Origin of the sequence: Noviluteimonas lactosilytica, assembly GCF_020866925.1 — a bacterium.
Lineage (GTDB): Bacteria > Pseudomonadota > Gammaproteobacteria > Xanthomonadales > Xanthomonadaceae > Noviluteimonas > Noviluteimonas lactosilytica.
Window position 1 is genome coordinate 83,008 of sequence record NZ_JAJGAK010000001.1, and the last position, 17,505, is coordinate 100,512.

Annotated in this window: 16 protein-coding genes and 1 pseudogene; 8 read left to right on the plus strand and 9 right to left on the minus strand. The window is 67.1% G+C overall.

What is annotated here, in order from left to right; translation table 11 throughout:
* Positions 1-8: 8 nt before the first annotated feature.
* From LK996_RS00410 to LK996_RS00435, 6 genes are all read right to left on the minus strand, one after another.
* Complete coding sequence (locus tag LK996_RS00410; protein ID WP_230525203.1) at positions 9-461, minus strand: hypothetical protein; 453 nt, start codon at positions 459-461, stop codon at positions 9-11.
* Positions 462-474: 13 nt separating this feature from the next.
* Positions 475-1,296 (minus strand): transporter, encoded by an 822-nt coding sequence (locus LK996_RS00415; RefSeq protein ID WP_230525204.1) that lies wholly within the window; start codon positions 1,294-1,296, stop codon positions 475-477.
* Positions 1,297-1,417: 121 nt separating this feature from the next.
* Positions 1,418-1,921: a DUF411 domain-containing protein gene (locus tag LK996_RS00420; protein ID WP_230525205.1), complete on the minus strand. Its 504-nt coding sequence runs from the start codon at positions 1,919-1,921 to the stop codon at positions 1,418-1,420.
* On the minus strand, positions 1,918-4,218 hold the full coding sequence (locus LK996_RS00425; protein ID WP_230525206.1) for a heavy metal translocating P-type ATPase: 2,301 nt from the start codon (positions 4,216-4,218) through the stop codon (positions 1,918-1,920). Before LK996_RS00425 ends, LK996_RS00420 begins: the two co-directional genes overlap by 4 nt.
* 38 nt (positions 4,219-4,256) lie before the next feature.
* Positions 4,257-5,063, minus strand: coding sequence for a copper resistance protein B (locus LK996_RS00430; RefSeq protein ID WP_230525207.1), 807 nt, complete (start codon positions 5,061-5,063; stop codon positions 4,257-4,259).
* Positions 5,060-6,841, minus strand: coding sequence for a copper resistance system multicopper oxidase (locus LK996_RS00435; protein ID WP_230525208.1), 1,782 nt, complete (start codon positions 6,839-6,841; stop codon positions 5,060-5,062). Before LK996_RS00435 ends, LK996_RS00430 begins: the two co-directional genes overlap by 4 nt.
* 70 nt (positions 6,842-6,911) lie before the next feature.
* Between LK996_RS00435 and cueR the strand changes: the two genes are divergently transcribed.
* Complete coding sequence (cueR, locus tag LK996_RS00440) at positions 6,912-7,370, plus strand: Cu(I)-responsive transcriptional regulator (protein ID WP_230525209.1); 459 nt, start codon at positions 6,912-6,914, stop codon at positions 7,368-7,370.
* 110 nt (positions 7,371-7,480) lie between these two features.
* A complete protein-coding gene (locus tag LK996_RS00445; RefSeq protein ID WP_230525210.1) occupies positions 7,481-7,768 on the plus strand; it encodes a carboxypeptidase-like regulatory domain-containing protein in 288 nt (95 codons plus the stop codon).
* A 24-nt stretch (positions 7,769-7,792) separates the two neighbouring features.
* On the opposite strand, the gene LK996_RS00450 is transcribed toward LK996_RS00445, so the two are convergent.
* On the minus strand, positions 7,793-8,815 hold the full coding sequence (locus tag LK996_RS00450) for a histone deacetylase family protein (RefSeq protein ID WP_230525211.1): 1,023 nt from the start codon (positions 8,813-8,815) through the stop codon (positions 7,793-7,795).
* A 204-nt stretch (positions 8,816-9,019) separates the two neighbouring features.
* Between LK996_RS00450 and LK996_RS00455 the strand changes: the two genes are divergently transcribed.
* The 5 genes and pseudogenes from LK996_RS00455 to LK996_RS00470 all read left to right on the plus strand — a co-directional run bounded on the left by LK996_RS00455 (position 9,020) and on the right by LK996_RS00470 (position 15,124).
* Positions 9,020-9,598, plus strand: coding sequence for an NADPH-dependent FMN reductase (locus LK996_RS00455; RefSeq protein ID WP_230525212.1), 579 nt, complete (start codon positions 9,020-9,022; stop codon positions 9,596-9,598).
* Between the two features lie 60 nt (positions 9,599-9,658).
* Positions 9,659-9,844, plus strand: coding sequence for a chemotaxis protein CheB (locus tag LK996_RS16535; RefSeq protein ID WP_255656147.1), 186 nt, complete (start codon positions 9,659-9,661; stop codon positions 9,842-9,844).
* Between the two features lie 5 nt (positions 9,845-9,849).
* Positions 9,850-10,647 (plus strand): chemotaxis protein CheB, encoded by a 798-nt coding sequence (locus LK996_RS00460; RefSeq protein WP_343225839.1) that lies wholly within the window; start codon positions 9,850-9,852, stop codon positions 10,645-10,647.
* A 61-nt stretch (positions 10,648-10,708) separates the two neighbouring features.
* A pseudogene (locus LK996_RS00465) lies at positions 10,709-14,729 on the plus strand (PAS domain S-box protein).
* A complete protein-coding gene (locus LK996_RS00470; RefSeq protein WP_230525214.1) occupies positions 14,726-15,124 on the plus strand; it encodes a response regulator in 399 nt (132 codons plus the stop codon). Before LK996_RS00465 ends, LK996_RS00470 begins: the two are co-directional and overlap by 4 nt.
* On the opposite strand, the gene LK996_RS00475 is transcribed toward LK996_RS00470, so the two are convergent.
* On the minus strand, positions 15,121-15,630 hold the full coding sequence (locus LK996_RS00475) for a hypothetical protein (RefSeq protein ID WP_230525215.1): 510 nt from the start codon (positions 15,628-15,630) through the stop codon (positions 15,121-15,123). The genes LK996_RS00470 and LK996_RS00475 overlap by 4 nt on opposite strands.
* A gap of 153 nt (positions 15,631-15,783) precedes the next feature.
* Between LK996_RS00475 and LK996_RS00480 the strand changes: the two genes are divergently transcribed.
* The gene (locus LK996_RS00480; protein ID WP_230525216.1) at positions 15,784-16,536 is read left to right on the plus strand and encodes an oxygen-binding di-iron domain-containing protein; all 753 of its coding nucleotides are present in this window, start codon (positions 15,784-15,786) and stop codon (positions 16,534-16,536) included.
* Here LK996_RS00480 and LK996_RS00485 read toward each other — a convergent pair.
* A complete protein-coding gene (locus LK996_RS00485) occupies positions 16,522-17,421 on the minus strand; it encodes a LysR family transcriptional regulator (protein ID WP_230525217.1) in 900 nt (299 codons plus the stop codon). The two genes, LK996_RS00480 and LK996_RS00485, sit on opposite strands and share 15 nt — an antisense overlap.
* Positions 17,422-17,505 lie beyond the last annotated feature (84 nt).

Genomic DNA, 17,505 nt, shown 5'->3' on the forward strand with positions numbered 1-17,505 from the left:
CGTCTCGTTCAGCGGCCTTCGCGATACGTGTCGATGTCCACGCCCGCCGCGGTCGACTCGGCGAGTTGCAGCGCGAAGCGACGTTCGCCGCGCTTGGCGGTGATCCACACGTTGCCCTTGGCGATGTTGACGTTGTAGTCGCGGCTGCCGAGGGTCTTGCGGAAGCTGTCTCGCGCGGTCACCGCGATCCTGTTCGGCGTGTCGCCCTTTTTCACGTCGATGGTCAGTTCCGTCGGCGTGTCTTCGTCGTGTTGCCAGAGCAGGAAGCGAATCTGACCGTCGGACTGCGAGGTGCGGTCGAAGGCGATCTGCCACCGCTGGCCGATATCGCCGGGACGTTGCGCGGCGTTCGCCGCCGCGTTGGCTGCAGCGGGAGCGGCTTGCGCGACGGTCGCCTGCGCGAACGCGGGGCTGCAAGCCAGTGCAGCCACAAGCAGGAAAACAACGGGACGCAGGTTCATCGTGGCTCTCCGATCAATGATGTTCCGGGAACAGGAAGGTCACGCCGAGCCGGATACCCCAATCGGGTCCGTTCTCCGGCGCATCGAGATAACCGCGCACGCCGCCCACCAGGCTCAACCGTTGCTGGCCCACGCGGATGACCTTGGAGTACGTGAGGTTGAGTGGCACCGTCCATTGTTCGTGCTCCCAGTCGTAACTCGACTCGAAGTTCACCGTCAGCGTCCTGGCGCCGGGGAACTGCTTGGCGACGAAGGGCTGCAGGAACGTCGCGCTGATGTCGTCCCGGTCGTCGTTACCCGCGAACGACCACAAATGGTTCATGAGCACGCCGTACGTCCAGCCACCCTGCGTCTGTCGCAACGCAATCATCGTCGGACCGGCCGCCCATTGCTCGCCGCCCAGCAGGTCGTCGGTCGCGCTCGGCAGGAGGAACGCGGGACCGATGCCGAGCGTCCACCCGCCCGCGGTCGGCTGCTTCGGCGAGAAGAAGAACGAGGGCGTGATGTCGCCGAGGCCGAACTGGCTCTCGCGGCCGATGACGTCGTCCTGGTAGATCACCGGCACGATGACGCGCGTGATCAGGTTCCAGTTGTCGTTGATCGAGGTCGGGACGACCGGCTGGATGTTGAGCTTGTGCTGGACCCCGTCCTCGGGCTCGAAGCCGAAGTCCGCGTTGTATTGGAACGGCACGCTGATGAGCGAGGAGACGGGGTTCGACAGCTGCTTGGCCAGCGCTTCATCGCCGCCGGGCGCTTCCTGCGCGCATGCGCCGAACGCCGCGCCCAGGCCGATGGCGCAGGCGACAACCGCCCGGTTGCCGATTCGCGAACGCATGCCCACCCCGCGTGATTGCCGAGGCACCTACCATGCGGGCCGCTCCCGCGAGCGGCCACCGCAAATCCACCGGAGCGGCGGTCAGTAGAAATACTGGCGGCGCGCGGCCGCCCGTGGTGCATCAGTGATTCGCGAATACGCTGGTGTTGCCCGCCGCATCGACGAGTTCGACACCGAAAGGCTCCGCCTTCATCCCCGGCACTTCCATGCCCGGCGAACCCACCGGCATGCCGGGCAGCGCCAGGCCCTTCGCCTTGGGCTTCTCCTGCAACAGGCGCTTGATGTCCTCGGCAGGCACATGGCCTTCGACGAAATAACCGCCGACCTCGGCCGTATGGCACGACGCACGATCGAGCGGCACGCCGAGCTTCTCCTTCACCGCGAACAGGTTTTCCTCGTTGCGCACTTCGACTTCGAAGCCCGCCTTCTGCACGTGTTCGACCCACGCGGCGCAGCAACCGCAGCTCGCGCTCTTGTGCACGATCATGCGCGGCCATTGCATGGCGGGTGGCGCGGCGTCGGCGACCGCGACGGTTTCGTTCGCGACGGGTGCGGGCACGTTCGCCGACTGCGCCGTGCAGCCTGCGACGATCAACGACAGCAATGCGAATGCGGCGAGTCTCACGAGGCGTCTCCTGTTTCATCGAACGATACGCGATTCAGCCGCAGCGCGTTGGTCACGACCGATACCGAGCTCAGGCTCATGGCGAGCGCCGCGAGCATCGGGCTGAGCAACACGTGGAAGGCCGGATACAGCACGCCCGCCGCCACCGGCACGCCGATCGCGTTGTACGCGAACGCGAAGCCGAGGTTCTGCTTCATGTTGCGCACCGTCGCCTCCGACAACGCGCGGGCGCGCACGATCCCGCGCAGGTCGCCCTTCACGAGCGTGACCTGCGCGCTCGACATCGCGACGTCCGTGCCCGTGCCCATCGCGATGCCGACATCGGCCGCCGCGAGCGCGGGCGCATCGTTGATCCCGTCGCCCGCCATCGCGACGCGACGTCCCTGTCGCTTCAGGCGCTGCACGAGCGCGGCCTTGTCGGCGGGACTGACTTCGCCATGGAATTCGTCGATGCCGAGCTTGCGCGCGACGGCCTGCGCGGTCGTGGCGCCGTCGCCGGTGGCCATGATCACGTGCATGCCGGCACGACGCAGCGCCTCGAGTGCAGGCGCCGCCGATGCCTTGATCGGATCGGAGACCGCGATCAGGCCCGCGAGTCGGCCGTCTATGGCCAGGAACATCACGCTGGCGCCTTCGCTGCGAAAACGTTCTGCCTGTTCGCGCATCGTATCGATGGACACATTCGCGCCCTCCATCAGGCGCGTGTTGCCGAGCAGCACGTCGCGCCCTTCGATGCGACCACGCACGCCCAGTCCCGTGACCGATTCGAAATCGTCGGCGCGCGCGAGCGTCACGTTCCTGCGTCGCGCTTCATCGACGATCGCGGCGGCCAGCGGATGTTCGCTGCCCTGGTCGAGGCTTGCCGCCACGCGCAACACGTCGTCCGGCGTGCATTCGCCGAACCCGATCGCCTCCTGGTACGCAGGACGCCCTTCCGTCAGCGTGCCCGTCTTGTCGACGATCAGCGTATCGATGCGGCGCAGGTGTTCGATCGCCTCCGCGTCGCGGAACAACACGCCGCTGCCGGCCGCGCGACCGGTTGCCACCATGATCGACATCGGCGTCGCCAGGCCCAGCGCGCACGGACAGGCGATGATCAGCACGGAGATCGCGTTGAGCACCGCGTAGGTCCACGACGGCGACGGCCCGAACACGCCCCACGCGAAGAACGTCGCAACGGCGACGCCCAGCACCGCGAGTACGAACCAGAACGCCACCTTGTCCGCCATCCGCTGCATCGGCGCGCGCGACCGCTGCGCCTGCGCCACGAGCTGCACGATCTGCGCAAGCACCGTGTCCGACCCGACCTTCTCCGCGCGCATGAGCAGGCTGCCGGTGCCGTTGATGGTCGCGCCGATCACGCGATCGCCCGGCGACTTCGTGACGGGCATCGGTTCGCCGGTCAGCATCGACTCGTCGATGCTCGAGCGGCCTTCGATCGCGACGCCGTCGACCGGCACCTTTTCGCCCGGACGTACGCGCAGGGTGTCGCCGACATGGACGTGTTCCAGCGGAATGTCTTCCTCGACGCCGTCGGCGCGGATCCGCCTGGCCGTGCGCGGCGCGAGCCCGAGCAGCGCCTTGATCGCCGCGGAGGTCTTCGAGCGCGCGCGCAGTTCGAGCAATTGGCCGAGCAGCGTCAACGAGACGATCACCGCGGCCGCCTCGAAGTAGACCGCGACGCGGCCGTGCGCCTGGAAGGAAGGCGGAAACACGCCCGGCGCGAGCACCGCGACGGTGCTGTAACCGAAGGCCGCAGCCACGCCGATGCCGATCAGCGTCCACATGTTGGGGCTGAGGTTGCGGATCGATTGCACGCAACGTTCGAAGAACGGCCAGCCCGCCCACAACACCACGGGCGTCGCGAACGCCAGTTCGATCCAGCTGCGCGTGTCCGCGGGGATGGGCATGCGGTCGCCGAACATGCCGAGCACGAACACGACGACGGTCAACGGCAGCGTCCACCAGAAGCGACGGCCGAAGTCGCGCAGCTCGGGGTTCTCTTCATCGTCGAGGCTCGGCATCTCCGGCTCGAGCGCCATGCCGCAGATCGGACACGTGCCCGGGCCCTGCTGGCGGATCTCGGGGTGCATGGGGCACGTGTAAATCGCGTCGGACGAGGTCGACGGCCTCGACGACGCGGGCGTCGCCTGTTTCGCCAGATACGTCGCCGGCGACGCGATGAACTTCGTGCGGCAACCCGCCGAACAGAAGTGGTACTCCGCGCCATCGTGCCGCGCGTGATGCGGCGTGCGCGCCGGATCGACGTCCATTCCGCACACAAGATCCTTGGCCATGTCCTCTCCAGGGTGATGCATATTCAGGCCATGCGTCTTCAGAACCACACCCGCACGCCCGCGACGATGCGGGTGTCGCGCTTCTCTTCGCCGCGCGCATCGCGGAAGTCCGCCGTGTCGCCGAACGCGCGCTCGTGCACGACGCCGATGTACGGCGCGAACTTGCGATGGGCCTCGTAACGCAGGCGCAGTCCCGCTTCCATCGTCGACAAGCCGGAACCGACGCCTCGAAGTGCATCGTCCTTGCCATTGAAGTTCGCTTCGACCAGCGGCTGCAGCACGAGGCGATTGGTCAGCAGCAATTCGTACTCGACTTCCACGCGCGCGGCCGTGCGACCGGAAGCGCCGACATACGCCGTCGCTTCGACTTCGAACTTGTACGGCGCGATGCCGACGACGCCGATCGCCGCCCAGTCCTGCGACGCGCCCGGCTTGAAGTCGTGGCGCACACCCGCGACGACATCCCACCATCGCGCGACCGGTCGGCCGTAAAGCACTTCCAAATCGGCGGACTCGGTGCGGCTGTCGACGCGCTCGCCTTCCGAACGCAGCCACAACTTGTCGGTGTCGGTGCCGATCCACGCCTGGCCTTCCCATTGCTGCCCGGTGCCGTGATCGGTGTCGAACGCTTCGAGGCGATTGAGCAGCACCTTGGAATGCACGGTGTTGTCGTGCACGGGATGCGCTTGCGAAGGCGGGCGCGCGGCTTCGCGATCGGCGTCGGTCAACACGGGGATCGGCGTGCGCGGTTCGTCCTTTCGTTGGTGGTGCCCGTGGTGCTGCGCGTAGGCATTCGCAGACAGGAGCATCGCCGCCGCGAGCGCGGTCATCGTGAGCGTCTTCATTCCTCGACCCTCACTTCGCGCATCATCCCCGCCTCCATGTGGAACAGCAGGTGGCAGTGGTACGCCCATCCGCCGAGCGCATCTGCCCGCACGCGATAGGTGCGGCGCGTGCCCGGTGGAATGTCGAGCGTGTGCTTGCGCACGAGGAAGTTGCCCTGCTCGTCCTCCAGGTCGCTCCACATGCCGTGCAGGTGGATCGGGTGCGTCATCATCGTGTCGTTGACCAGCACGATGCGCAGGCGCTCGCCGTAGTTCATGCGCAACGGTTCGGCCTGCGAGAACTTCTCACCGTTGAAGCCCCACGCGAAGCGCTCCATGTGCCCGGTGAGATGCAGTTCGATCTCGCGACCCGGATCGCGACCATCGGGATCGTCGAACGCGCTCTTCAACATGCCGTAGCTGAGGACCTTGCGCCCGTTGTCGCGCAAGCCGATGCCGGGATCGTCGAGGCGCGGCGTCGGCGACATCGCCTGCATGTCGACGAAGGGGTTGTTCGACTCGCTGGCAGGATGCGACTGCATCGCGGGCGCCTGCGACGTCGCAGGCATGTCGTGCCCCATCGCCGCGTGATCCATGCCCGGCATGTCCATGCCGGCCATGTCGTGTCCCGTCGCGCCATGGTCCATCGCGCCATGCCCCATGTCGGCCATCGCCAGGATCGCGCGCGGATCCAGCGCGGGCACCGGGGCGCGCAGTCCTTCGCGCACGGCGAGCGTGCCGCTCACGTAGCCGGTGTGGCCCATGTCCTGGGCGAAGATCGTGTACGCATCCTGGCCGGCGGGTTCGACGATCACGTCGTAGGTTTCCGCCGGCGAGATGCGGAACTCGTCGATCGTCACCGGGTGCACGTGCTGGCCATCCGCCGCGACGACGGTCATCTTCAGGCCGGGAATGCGCACGTCGAAGTACGTCATCGACGAGCCGTTGATGAAGCGCAGCCGCACCTTCTCGCCGGACCGGAACAAGCCCGTCCAGTTCGCGAGCGACGTCGCGCCGTTCATCAGGTACGTGTAGGTGTGCGCGTTGACGTCCGACAGATCGGTCGGCGTCATGCGCATCTTGCCCCACGCCTTCCGGTCATCGATCGTGGTCGACATGCCGTCGCGCTTCGCATCGCGCATGAAGTCGCCGACGGTGCGCTTGTAGTAGTTGTCGTAGCCCGGCATCTTCTTCAGCCGCGCGAACAGCGCCGACGGATCCAGGTCCGTCCAGTCGGTGAGCATCACCACGTGCTCGCGGTCGTACGCGAACGGCTCCGGCGCGATCGGATCGATGACCAGCGGCCCGTACAGTCCAGCCTGTTCCTGGAAGCCGGAATGGCTGTGGTACCAGTACGTGCCGCCCTGCTGCACGGTGAAGCGGTAGTGGTACGTCTCGCCGCGCCCGATGCCGTCGAAGCTGATGCCCGGCACGCCGTCCATGTTGGCCGGCAGCAGGATGCCGTGCCAATGGATCGACGCTTCGTGCCCGTGGATGGAGCCCGCGGGAAGCGCATTGCGCACGCGCAGGTTGACCGTCGTGCCTTCCTTCCAGCGCAGCAGCGGCGCGGGAATGGTGCCGTTGACGGTGATGGCGGTGCGCACGCGGCCGGTGAAGTTGGCGGGCGACTCGCCGATGACGAGGTCGAACTCGGTGCCGCTCAACGCGGCGCCGCGCATCGCGCCGGGCGATGCACGCAGCGGCCATCCACCGGCGCCGGCCAGCAGGCCGGCGGCCGCGAGGCCTTGCACGAAGCGACGACGCGATGGATCGATGGACGACATGTTGCTGGCCGGCATGCAGGTTCCGTTCGGGGGAGCTCGGATCGGGATGCAGGATGGGCCTTCCCATGATGGTAAGGTCAAGCACATGACGAAACCGAAACCCCGCCCCGAACTCGCCGAGGCCAGGCAAGAAGGCCTGCACAACATCGGCGAGGCCGCCGCGATGACCGGCGTCACCGCGAAGATGATCCGCCACTACGAGAGTATCGCCCTGCTCCCCGAGGCCGGCCGCACGTTCGCGGGCTATCGCATCTACGACGACGCCGACCTGCACCGCATCCGCTTCATCAAGCGCTCGCGTTCGCTGGGCTTCTCGATGAAGCAGATCCGCGCGCTCCTCGACCTGTGGGACGACGACTCGCGCAACAGCGCGGACGTCAAGCGCCTGGCGCGCGAGCACGCCGCCGAACTGGCCGAGCGCATCCGCGAGATGGAATCGATGAAGCGCACCCTCGAGCACCTGGCGCATCGCTGCCATGGCGACGCGCGACCCGACTGCCCGATCCTCGACGATCTCGCGAACTTCTCACCACCAGGCGACTGAACGCTGAATGGCACTTGTCCCGTGCCCTTCACGGCTGGCGTAGTGCATGCAACATGCGTCGCCGCATGTCGTATCCATCCCGCCACCGATAGTCACCTGGAGCCCGTTTCATGAAGCGTGTCGTCCTTGCCGTCGCCGGTTCGTTGCTTGCCTTCGCCGCCTTCGCACAGAGTTCCGTCGGACACATCGTCGGCGACGCGAAGAAAGGCGATGTCGTCGAGATCTATTCGCCCGACGTCGGCGTGAAGCGCACGACCACGATGGAAGAGGACGGCCGTTACACGTTCCGCCGCCTGCCGCTCGGCTCGTACGAAGTCACGGTGAAGCATGCCGACGGCACCGAAGAGCAGACGAAGTTCGTCACCCTGCGCGTCGGCCAGACCGCGAAGGTCCAGTAAGCCGCCGCGCCAGTCGATCGGGTTTCAGGCGAACGCGGCGAGCACCGCGCCGACGTTCGCCCCGATCTCCTCCACCGCGTAACCGCCTTCCTGCACGAGCACCGTCGGAAGGCGCAATGCGGCCATGCGTTCGCCGATCGCGACGAAGTGCGATGCATCCAGCGCGAAGCTGCTGATCGGATCGCCTTCGAAGGTATCCACGCCGAGCGACACCACGAGCGCATCGGCGCCGAAGGTGTCGATCGCGCGCAATGCGACGTCCAGCGCGCCTTCGTACGCCGGCCACTGCGTGCCGCGCGGCAACGGCAGGTTGAGCGTGCGCCCCTCGCCTTCGCCGGCGCCGCGTTCGTCGGCGAAGCCCAGGAAGTACGGGTACTCGGTCTCCGGCGTGCCGTGCAACGAGGCGAAGAACACGTCTTCGCGCCACCAGAAGATGTCCTGCGTGCCGTTGCCGTGGTGATAGTCGATGTCGAGCACCGCCACGCGCGCACAGCCCGCATCGCGCAACGCCTGTGCCGCGAGTGCCGCGTTGTTGAGATAGCAGTAGCCGCCGTACACCGAACGCGCGGCGTGATGGCCGGGCGGACGACACAACGCATACGCGGCGCGCGCGCCTTCGCTGACGAGCGCGGCGGCCGTCAGCGCGCATCGCGCGGCCGCGAACGCCGCGTCCCACGTGCCCGCGACGATGGGCGTGCCCGCATCGAACGCGTAGTACCCCATCATCCCGTTGATGCCTTCGGGCACGCGGTCGCGACGCAGGCTGCGCGCGGGAAACCCGCTGGGCAACATCGAACCACCGCGCCCCTCCGCCTGCCATCGCGGATACGCGGTGCGCAGGAACTCGACGAACGCCGGATCGTGCACCGCGTGCAGGACCTCGAACCCGAACTCGCGCGGTTCGATCACCGGCATGCCGGCCGCCTGCACCGCGCGCAGGATGTGATCGATGCGATCGGGCGACTCGTACATCGGCACGAGTTCGCCGCGGTGGAGTTCGACGCCACCATCGTGGCGCGCGTGCAACGGCGAGTGGACGACCTGCATGGCGCGCAACCCGAGGCGAAGACAGGGCCAGAGTACGAAAACAGGGGTCAGCGAAAACAGGGGTCAGAGCACCATTTCGAACCGAAATGGTGCTCTGACCCCTGTTTTCAGACCCTGACCCCTGTTTTCTGACCCCTGTTTTTCTCACGCGCGTTGAATGCGCGGTTGCCGAGACTTCGAGTCCCTCGTCACCGGGGCATTCCCATGCATCCCTTCTCCGTCGGGTATTTCGTCGGCAGCCTGGCCAAGGCCTCCATCAACCGGCAGCTCGCGCACGCGCTCATCAACCTCGCCCCGGGCGAGCTGAAGTTCACCGAGATCAAGTTCGACGAACTGCCGCTGTACAGCTACGACTACGACGCGGACTTCCCGCCGGTCGCGCGCAAGTTCAAGGAAGCGATCGCCGACTGCGACGCGATCCTGTTCGTCACGCCCGAATACAACCGCTCGATCCCCGGCGGCCTGAAGAATGCGATCGACTGGGCGAGCCGCCCGTACGGGCAGAACTCGTTCTCGCGCAAACCTTCCGCGGTGATCGGCACCTCGCCGGGTGCGATCGGCACTGCGGTGGCCCAGCAGCACCTGCGCAGCCTGCTGAGCTTCTGCAACTCGCCGCAGATGAACGCGCCCGAGGCCTACATCCAGTTCAAGCCCGGCCTGATCACGCCGCAGGGCGAAGTGACGGATGAGACGACCGAAGCATTCCTGCGTGAATACATGAAGGAGTTGCACGCGTTCATCGTGCGCGTGCTCACCGTGTTGCCGCGCGAGAAACGCGCATGACGGCGGGCACGTAACTGCTGCCTCACGCGGCCGCCAGCACACTCGCGGACGGAGGTGCACATGGCGAACGCGACAACGCATCGCGACATCATCGTGATCGGGGCATCGGCCGGCGGCGTGCCGGTGCTGCTCGAACTCGCGAAAGGCCTGCCGCGCGACCTGGCGGCGAGCGTCCTGATCGTCGTGCACATCGGCGCGCATCCGAGCACGTTGCCGGAGCTGATGAGCGCGCGGCCGGGCCGCTGACCGCGGTGCATCCGCGCCATCTCGAACGCCTCGAGCCCGGCCGAATCTACGTCGCCCCGCCCGACCACCACATGCTGGTCGTCGGCCGGCAGATCCGCCTGACGCGCGACGCGAAGGAAAACCACGCGCGGCCCGCGATCGATCCGTTGTTCCGTTCGGCCGCGATCGCGCATGGCACGCGCACGATCGGCGTGATCCTCAGCGGCCGGCTCGACGACGGCACCGCGGGGTTGCAGGCGATCCAGGCGTGCGGCGGGCTGACCGTGGTGCAGGATCCCGACGACGCGGAAGAAGGCCAGATGCCATCGAGTGCGATCGAGAACGTGCGCGTGGACCACGTGGTCACCTGCGAAACACTGCCGGCCACGCTGGCTTCCCTTGTGCACCAACGCGCGCCCGCCGAAGTACCGGTCCCGCAACGCGTGGCCTGCGAACAACAATTGAGCCAGGGCGAGGGCGACACCATGGAAAACCTCGACGCGATCGGCACCCCATCCAAGATCATCTGTCCTGAATGCAACGGCGTGCTGTGGGAAATGCGCGATGCGAAGCCGCGGCGCTTCCGCTGCCATACCGGCCACGCATTCACCGCGGCCTCGCTGATCTACACGCAACGCACGAAGATGGACGAAGCGTTGTGGAACGCGTTGCGCGCGATGGAGGAACGCGTGTCGCTGCTGCGTTCGATGGCCGGCACGCACCGCGAAGCGGGCAACCCGCGCGAAGGCGATCGACTCGAACGCGAGGCCACGCACCTGACGCAACACGCGGCGCAGCTGCAGGCCATGGTCTCCGGCACCTGATGCGCGTTGCCGCTGCCGGGCGGAAAGGCGGATACTGACCCGACTGCGGCCGAGCCTTCCGATGACCAAGCGATCGAAGACCCCAGCTCCGACGACGCCCGGCGACGAAGCCGCCACCGCCGAGCCCGTCCACACCGTGGCCGCAACCTCCTCCGTCGATGCGGCGCCCACGCCGCCCGACAGCGAAGAACCCCTCGTCGTCGGCATCGGTGCTTCGGCCGGCGGGCTCGAGGCGTACAAGGCCTTCTTCGACAAGATGCCGACAGGCACGAACATCGCCTTCGTGCTGGTGCAGCATCTCTCGCCCGACCACAGCAGCATGCTGGTCGACCTGATTTCGCGGCATACCGGGATGCAGGTGCAGGAAGCCACCGATGGCACGTCGGTGCAGGCCGGCCATGTCTACGTGATCCCGCCCGACGCCACGCTGACGATCTCCGACGGCGTGCTGCAACTCACCAAGCCCGCGCCGCCGCGGCAGTATCGCTGGCCCATCGACAGCTTCTTCGCCTCCCTCGCCGAAGACCAGGGCGATCACGCGGTCGCGATCGTGTTGTCGGGCAGCGGCAGCGACGGCGCGCGCGGCCTGCGCGCGGTGAAGGAACGCGGCGGCCTGACCATCGCTCAGGCCGGCACGGACCACGTCGCGATGAGCGGCATGCCCGCGAGCGCCGCGGCCACGGGCGTCGTCGACCACGTGCTGCCCGTCGATGAAATGGCCGAGCGGCTGGTGTCGCACCAGCGCCACCTGCAGACGTCGCGTCGCACCAAGGGTCCCGATGGCGCGCGCCAGGACCTCGCCGCGCACCTGCAGACGATCGCCGCGATGTTGCGCGCCGAAGTCGGCCACGACTTCAGCCAGTACAAGGAAAAGACGCTGATCCGCCGCATCCAGCGGCGCATGCAGGTCGCGCAGTCGGACACGGTGCAGGACTACATCGAGCACCTGAAGCAGAACCCGCTGGAACTGGAGAACCTGTTCCGCGAGTTGCTGATCGGCGTGACCGAGTTCTTCCGCGATGCCGAAGCCTTCGACGTTTTGCAGGAACAGGCGATCCCGCTGCTGCTCGCCGACAAGAGCGCCGCCGACATCCTGCGCGTGTGGGTGCCGGCGTGCGCGACCGGCGAAGAGGCGTATTCGATCGCCATCGCGCTGGCCGAGGCGATCGCGCAGCATCGCGGCGGGCCGAAGGTGCAGATCTTCGCGACCGACATCGACGATCGCGCGATCAACCTCGCGCGCGCCGGCCGCTTCCGCGGCCCGTTGCCGGGCGTCTCGCCGGAACGCCTGGAACGCTGGTTCATCCAGGACGGCGACTACTACGTGGTGATCAAGCCGATCCGCGAGATGGTCGTGTTTTCGCCGCACAGCGCGATCAAGGATCCGCCGTTCTCGCGGCTCGATCTCGTCTCGTGCCGCAACCTGCTCATCTACCTCAACTCGGAACTGCAGGAACACCTGATCCGCACGTTCCACTACGCACTGCGCGCGGGCGGCGTGCTGATGCTCGGGCCGTCGGAAAGCCTGGGGCGCAATACGTCGCTGTTCTCCGTGCTCGACAAGAAGCACCGCCTGTACGTGCGCCGCAGCGATGGCCGCGGTGCGTTGCCGATCGCCGCGCCAAAACGCCTGGTCGGCGTGGATTCGGCGGCGCGCAACATCGCCGCGCGCGTCAACAGTCCCGAAGACGCGATCGAACGCAACGCGCGTCGCGCGCTCGAAAAACACGCACCGGCCTACGTCATCATCGACGCCAACCACGACGTGCTGCGCTTCTTCGGCGATACCGGTCGCTATCTCGGACCGTCGTCGGGCACCGCGAGCCTCAACCTGTTCGCGCTGCTGCACAAGGGATTGCGCGGTCCCGCGCGCACCGCCGTGCAACAGGCGCTCGGCCGGCAGGCCACCGTCGTGCAGGAAGGCCAGCTGATCGGACGCGGCAGCGAACGCATCCCCGTGCGCCTGATCGCCGAACCGATCTTCGAACAGGACGACGGCAACAACCGCGACGAGCGCCGTGCCTCGACGCTGTGCCTGCTCATCTTCAAGGAACTCGCCCAGGCCCCGCAGCACGCTGCGGCCGAAGCCGCCCCCGCGGCGACGAACCGCAAGACCGGCGCACGCGGCGAGTCCGCGCGCATCCAGGAGATGGAACTCGAACTCGCCACCACGCGCGAGCAACTCCACACCGCGATCGACGAACTCGAAACCGCGAACGAGGAGATGAAGTCCGCCAACGAAGAATACCAGTCGGTCAACGAGGAACTGCAATCCTCGAACGAGGAACTGGAAACCTCCAAGGAGGAGATGCAGTCGATCAACGAAGAGCTGCAGACGGTCAACGTCGAGCTCAACAGCAAGAACGAAGCGCTCGGCCGCCTCAACAGCGACCTGCAGAACCTGCTGGAAAGCACGCAGATCGCCACGCTGTTCCTGGATTCGTCGCTGCACGTGAGCGGCTTCACGCCCGCGATCTCCGACTTGTTCCACCTGCGCGAAGGCGACCACGGCCGCCCGATCACCGAGATCACCGCGCGCATCCCCTACCCGCAGCTCAAGGCCGACGTGAAGCAGGTGCTGCGCACGCTCGCGATGGTCGAGCGCGTGCTGCACGGCGGCGTCGACGGCGCGGTGTACCTGCTGCGCATGCGTCCGTATCGCACGACCGACAACGTGATCGATGGCGTCGTGCTCACCTTCATCGACATCACCGAACGTCAGCAACACGAGTACGAACGCGGGCGGTTGGCGGCGATCGTCGAGTCGTCGCAGGACGCGATCATCGGCCACACGCTCGAGGGCGCGATCACCTTCTGGAACGGCGCCGCCGAACGCATGTTCGGTTACACGACCTCGCGCGCGATCGGCAAGTCGCTGGGCATGCTGTTGCCGCCGTTCGAAGCGCAGCCCGACCTCAAGATGCTGCTGGCGGCGGCCGCGGGCGAAGCCTCGCCGGAAGAAATGACGACGACGTGGCTGCGCCAGGACGGCTCCGAAGTCCCGGTCTCCGTGCGCAGTTCGCCGGTGATGGACCAGGCCGGCGCGGTGGTCGGCGGTTCGACGATCGTGCGCGACATCAGCGATCGCAAGCGCGCCGCGCGTCGGCTGCAGGAGAGCGAACGGCGCCTGGCCGACATCGTCGAGCAGGCCACCGTCGGCGTCGCGCAGACCGACCTCGAAGGTCACCTGGAAATGGTGAACCCGCGCTTCTGCGAGATCGTCGGGCGGACGTCCGAGGATCTGCGCGGCATGCGCATGCAGGCGATCACGCACGTCGACGATGTCGTCGAGAACGACCGCACGTTCCGCGCGCTCGTCGCCACCGGCGAGCCGCTGCAGAACGAAAAGCGCTTCCTGCGCCCCGACGGCAAGGTCATCTGGGTCAGCAACCATGTGTCGCTGATCCACGACGACCACGGCCGTCCGACGAGCGCGGTGGCGGTGGTGCTCGACATCACCCAGCGCAAGCTCGTCAGCGAACACCGCGAGTTGCTGCTCGACGAACTCAACCATCGGGTCAAGAACACGCTGGCCACCGTGCAGGCGATCGCGATGCAGACGCTGTCGCACGCCGCCGACATGGGTGGATTCCGCGAAGCGTTCCTCGCGCCTGCAGTCCCTGTCCAACACTCACAACCTGCTCGCGGAACAAAGCTGGCGCGGCGCCAGCATCGGCGATCTCGTGCGCGCGGAAGTCGCGCCCTACGCCACGCCCGCCGGCCCGCACGCGCACATGGACGGCGAGGACATCGAACTCACCACGCGCCAGGCGCTCGCGATCAGCCTCGCGTTGCACGAGCTCGCCACCAACGCCGGCAAGTACGGTGCGTTCTCGAAACCCGAAGGGCGCGTCGACATCCACTGGAACATCGACGTGCGCGACAACGCGCGCTGGTTGCGCCTGCAGTGGGAGGAACGCAACGGCCCGAAGGTGAATGCGCCCGATCGTCGCGGCTTCGGCACGCGACTGATCACCGAAGGCGTGAAGCACGACCTCGATGGGCGCGTGTTCCTTGACTTCCCGACGACAGGCGTCGTCTGCATCATCGAGTTCCCCCTGAAGGACCAGGAACACCGTTGAGCGATCCCTCGATGAATGCGGCGCAGCGCCCGCGGGTGCTGATCGCCGAAGACGAGGCCTGCCTCGCGTTCGCGCTCGCGGACCTGCTGGAAGACGCCGGCTACGACGTCGTCCCGTTCGCGCGCCTGGACGATGTCGCGCGCGCCGCCGCCGACGGCGCGGACTTCGACCTCGCGATCCTCGACATCAACCTCGCAGGCGAGCTCGTGTATCCGGTCGTGCCGCGCCTGCGCGATCGCGGCGTGCCGATCCTGTTCGCATCGGCCTACGGCACGCGCAGCATCCCCGCCGAATACGACGACGTGATCGTGTTGCAGAAGCCCTACGATCCCGTTGCGATGCTGTCGACGGTCGCGTCGATGCTGACCGCGCGCACGGTCTGGCGCGCTGTCTAATTCGGCGCGCTGGCGGTCTCGCGCAACAGCGCGGTGACATGCAGCCGCGCCCACAACGTCAGGTACTGGATCGCCGCCGCGCGCGAGATGCAGACGACCTCGCCGCGGAATATCGCGTCGCGATGCAGGTTCGTGTAGGCCTTCCAGCCGCCGTTCGGCGCGTGCTCCACGTTGGCGACGACGCTCCCGGACGCCCGTTCGCACACGAGCATCGTGTCCTGCCCGAGCCACCAGTCTCCGTCCTTCCAGCGGAAGCCCTCGGGCGGATCGATCGTGCCCGTGGGGCGATACGCGGTGCGCAGGACGAGATCCGGCGAGGAAGTGACGTACAACTCCGTGCCGAGCGCTTCGTCGTAGTGCTTGCTCATCTCGGCGTCGAGTGCATCGGTGTCGATCGTGCCGCAGGCCGTCATCGGCCCGAACAGGGTTTCGACCAGCACCGACGCGCGCATGCAATCGGGCACGAGCACGAGCCTGTCGCGTGTCTGGTAGACGGTGCAGTCCATCGCCGCTCCCAACGTCGAGTTGCGAGTGTGCGCGCTGCGTGCAGTGCAACACCGCCGCCGGTCGGACTGGACAGTCCCCCGGTTGGCCGATACCGCGCCGCGCGCACGTTGAATAGGCCTCGTGGAAGCCTTCCTCCACGCGGAGCCGCGTTCATGACCGTGACCAATTCAGACTCCAACACGAACGTCCACGAGATCGCGGACCGCATCTACCGCATCAATACGCCCGTCTCGCTGCCGGGAGACGACACTGGCTTCTCCTTCAACCAGTACCTGATCCTCGACGACGAACCCTTGCTCTTCCATACCGGCCTGCGCGGGCTGTTCCCGCTCGTGCGCGAAGCGGTGGCGCACGTGATGCCCGTCGAGCGACTGCGGCACGTCGCGTTCTCGCACGTGGAAGCCGACGAATGCGGTGCGCTCAACGAGTGGCTCGCCGTCGCGCCGCATGCAGCGCCCCTGTGCGGCCAGGTGGCGGCGCTCGTGTCGATCGGCGATCTCGCGGACCGTCCGCCGCGTGCGCTCGCCGACGGCGAAACGATCTCGCTCGGCAGCCACGTGATGCGCTGGATCGATGCGCCGCATCTTCCGCATGCGTGGGAGTGCGGTTTCATGATGGAAGAAAGCACGCGCACGCTGTTGTGCGGCGACCTGTTCACCCAGCCGGGTTTCGGGAAAGCGCCGATCACCGAAAACGACATCCTCGGTCCGAGCGAAGCGTTCCGCGGACAGATGGACTACTTCTCGCACACGAAGAACGCCGAAGCGCTCATCGGGAAACTCGCGAACCTCGCACCGCGCACGCTCGCGGTGATGCACGGCAGCGCCTACAGCGGCGACGGTGCGGCGTTGTTGCATGCACTCTCGCGCGAACTGTGCCGGGAGCAAGCCTCACGAACCGCTTGATACCGCGCGCAACCGCGGCGCAGCGAAATCGATGAACGCGCGAATCTTGCGCGGCAGCGGTTTGCGCGCGGCGTACAGCAGGTTGATGGGACTGGGCTCGGGACGGAGGTGATCGAGGACGCCATGCAGCCGTCCCGATGCGAGCGCTTCTTCCACCTGGAACGACAACAGTTGCCCGATGCCCAGCCCGCGCAACGTCGCCTCGAGCGATGCCTCCATCGTGTTCACGGCGATGCGGCTGCGCACCGGCCCGTCGTAACCGATCCACCCGTGCGTGAAATCCCACCGCCCCGCCGCGCCGATGGACTCGGTCACGATGCAATCGTGGTCGGCAAGGTCTTCGACAACGCGCGGCACGCCGCGCCGCGCGAGGTAGTCGGCACTCGCGCACAACATCGGTCGCGCATGCCCCACGGGCACGGCGACGAGATTGCCGATGTTCGGAACGCCGAACCGCACCGCGACGTCGACCTGTTCGTCGATCAGGTGCACGCTACGATCGACCTGCTGGAAGCGCACGCGGATCTCGGGATAGGCGTCGAGGAAGTCGACGACGATCGGCAGCACGTGCATGCGCCCGAACACCTGCGTGGTGCTCACGACGAGTTCGCCGGTCGGCATCGCGTATTCGCCGGAAACCGTGCGTTCGGCTTCGGCCACGTCCTCGAGGATGCGCCGACACGCCGCGACATAGGCCGCGCCCGCTTCGGTCAGGTTGAGCTTGCGTGCGCCGCGCACCAGCAATTGCGTGCCCAGGTGCTTCTCGAGATCGGCGACCTTGCGGCTCACGGTGGCAAGCGGCAGCTGCAAGGCGCGCGCCGCGCCCGAAAGACTGCCGGCATCCACGGCCGCCGCCAGCACCGACATCGCCTCCAGCCGGTCCATCGAACCTCCCGTTTTCCGGGATCTTCGTTCTCGCGAATGCAGTCTACTGGCCTCGATCGGGAGGGTCTACGGTGCGACTCGTGC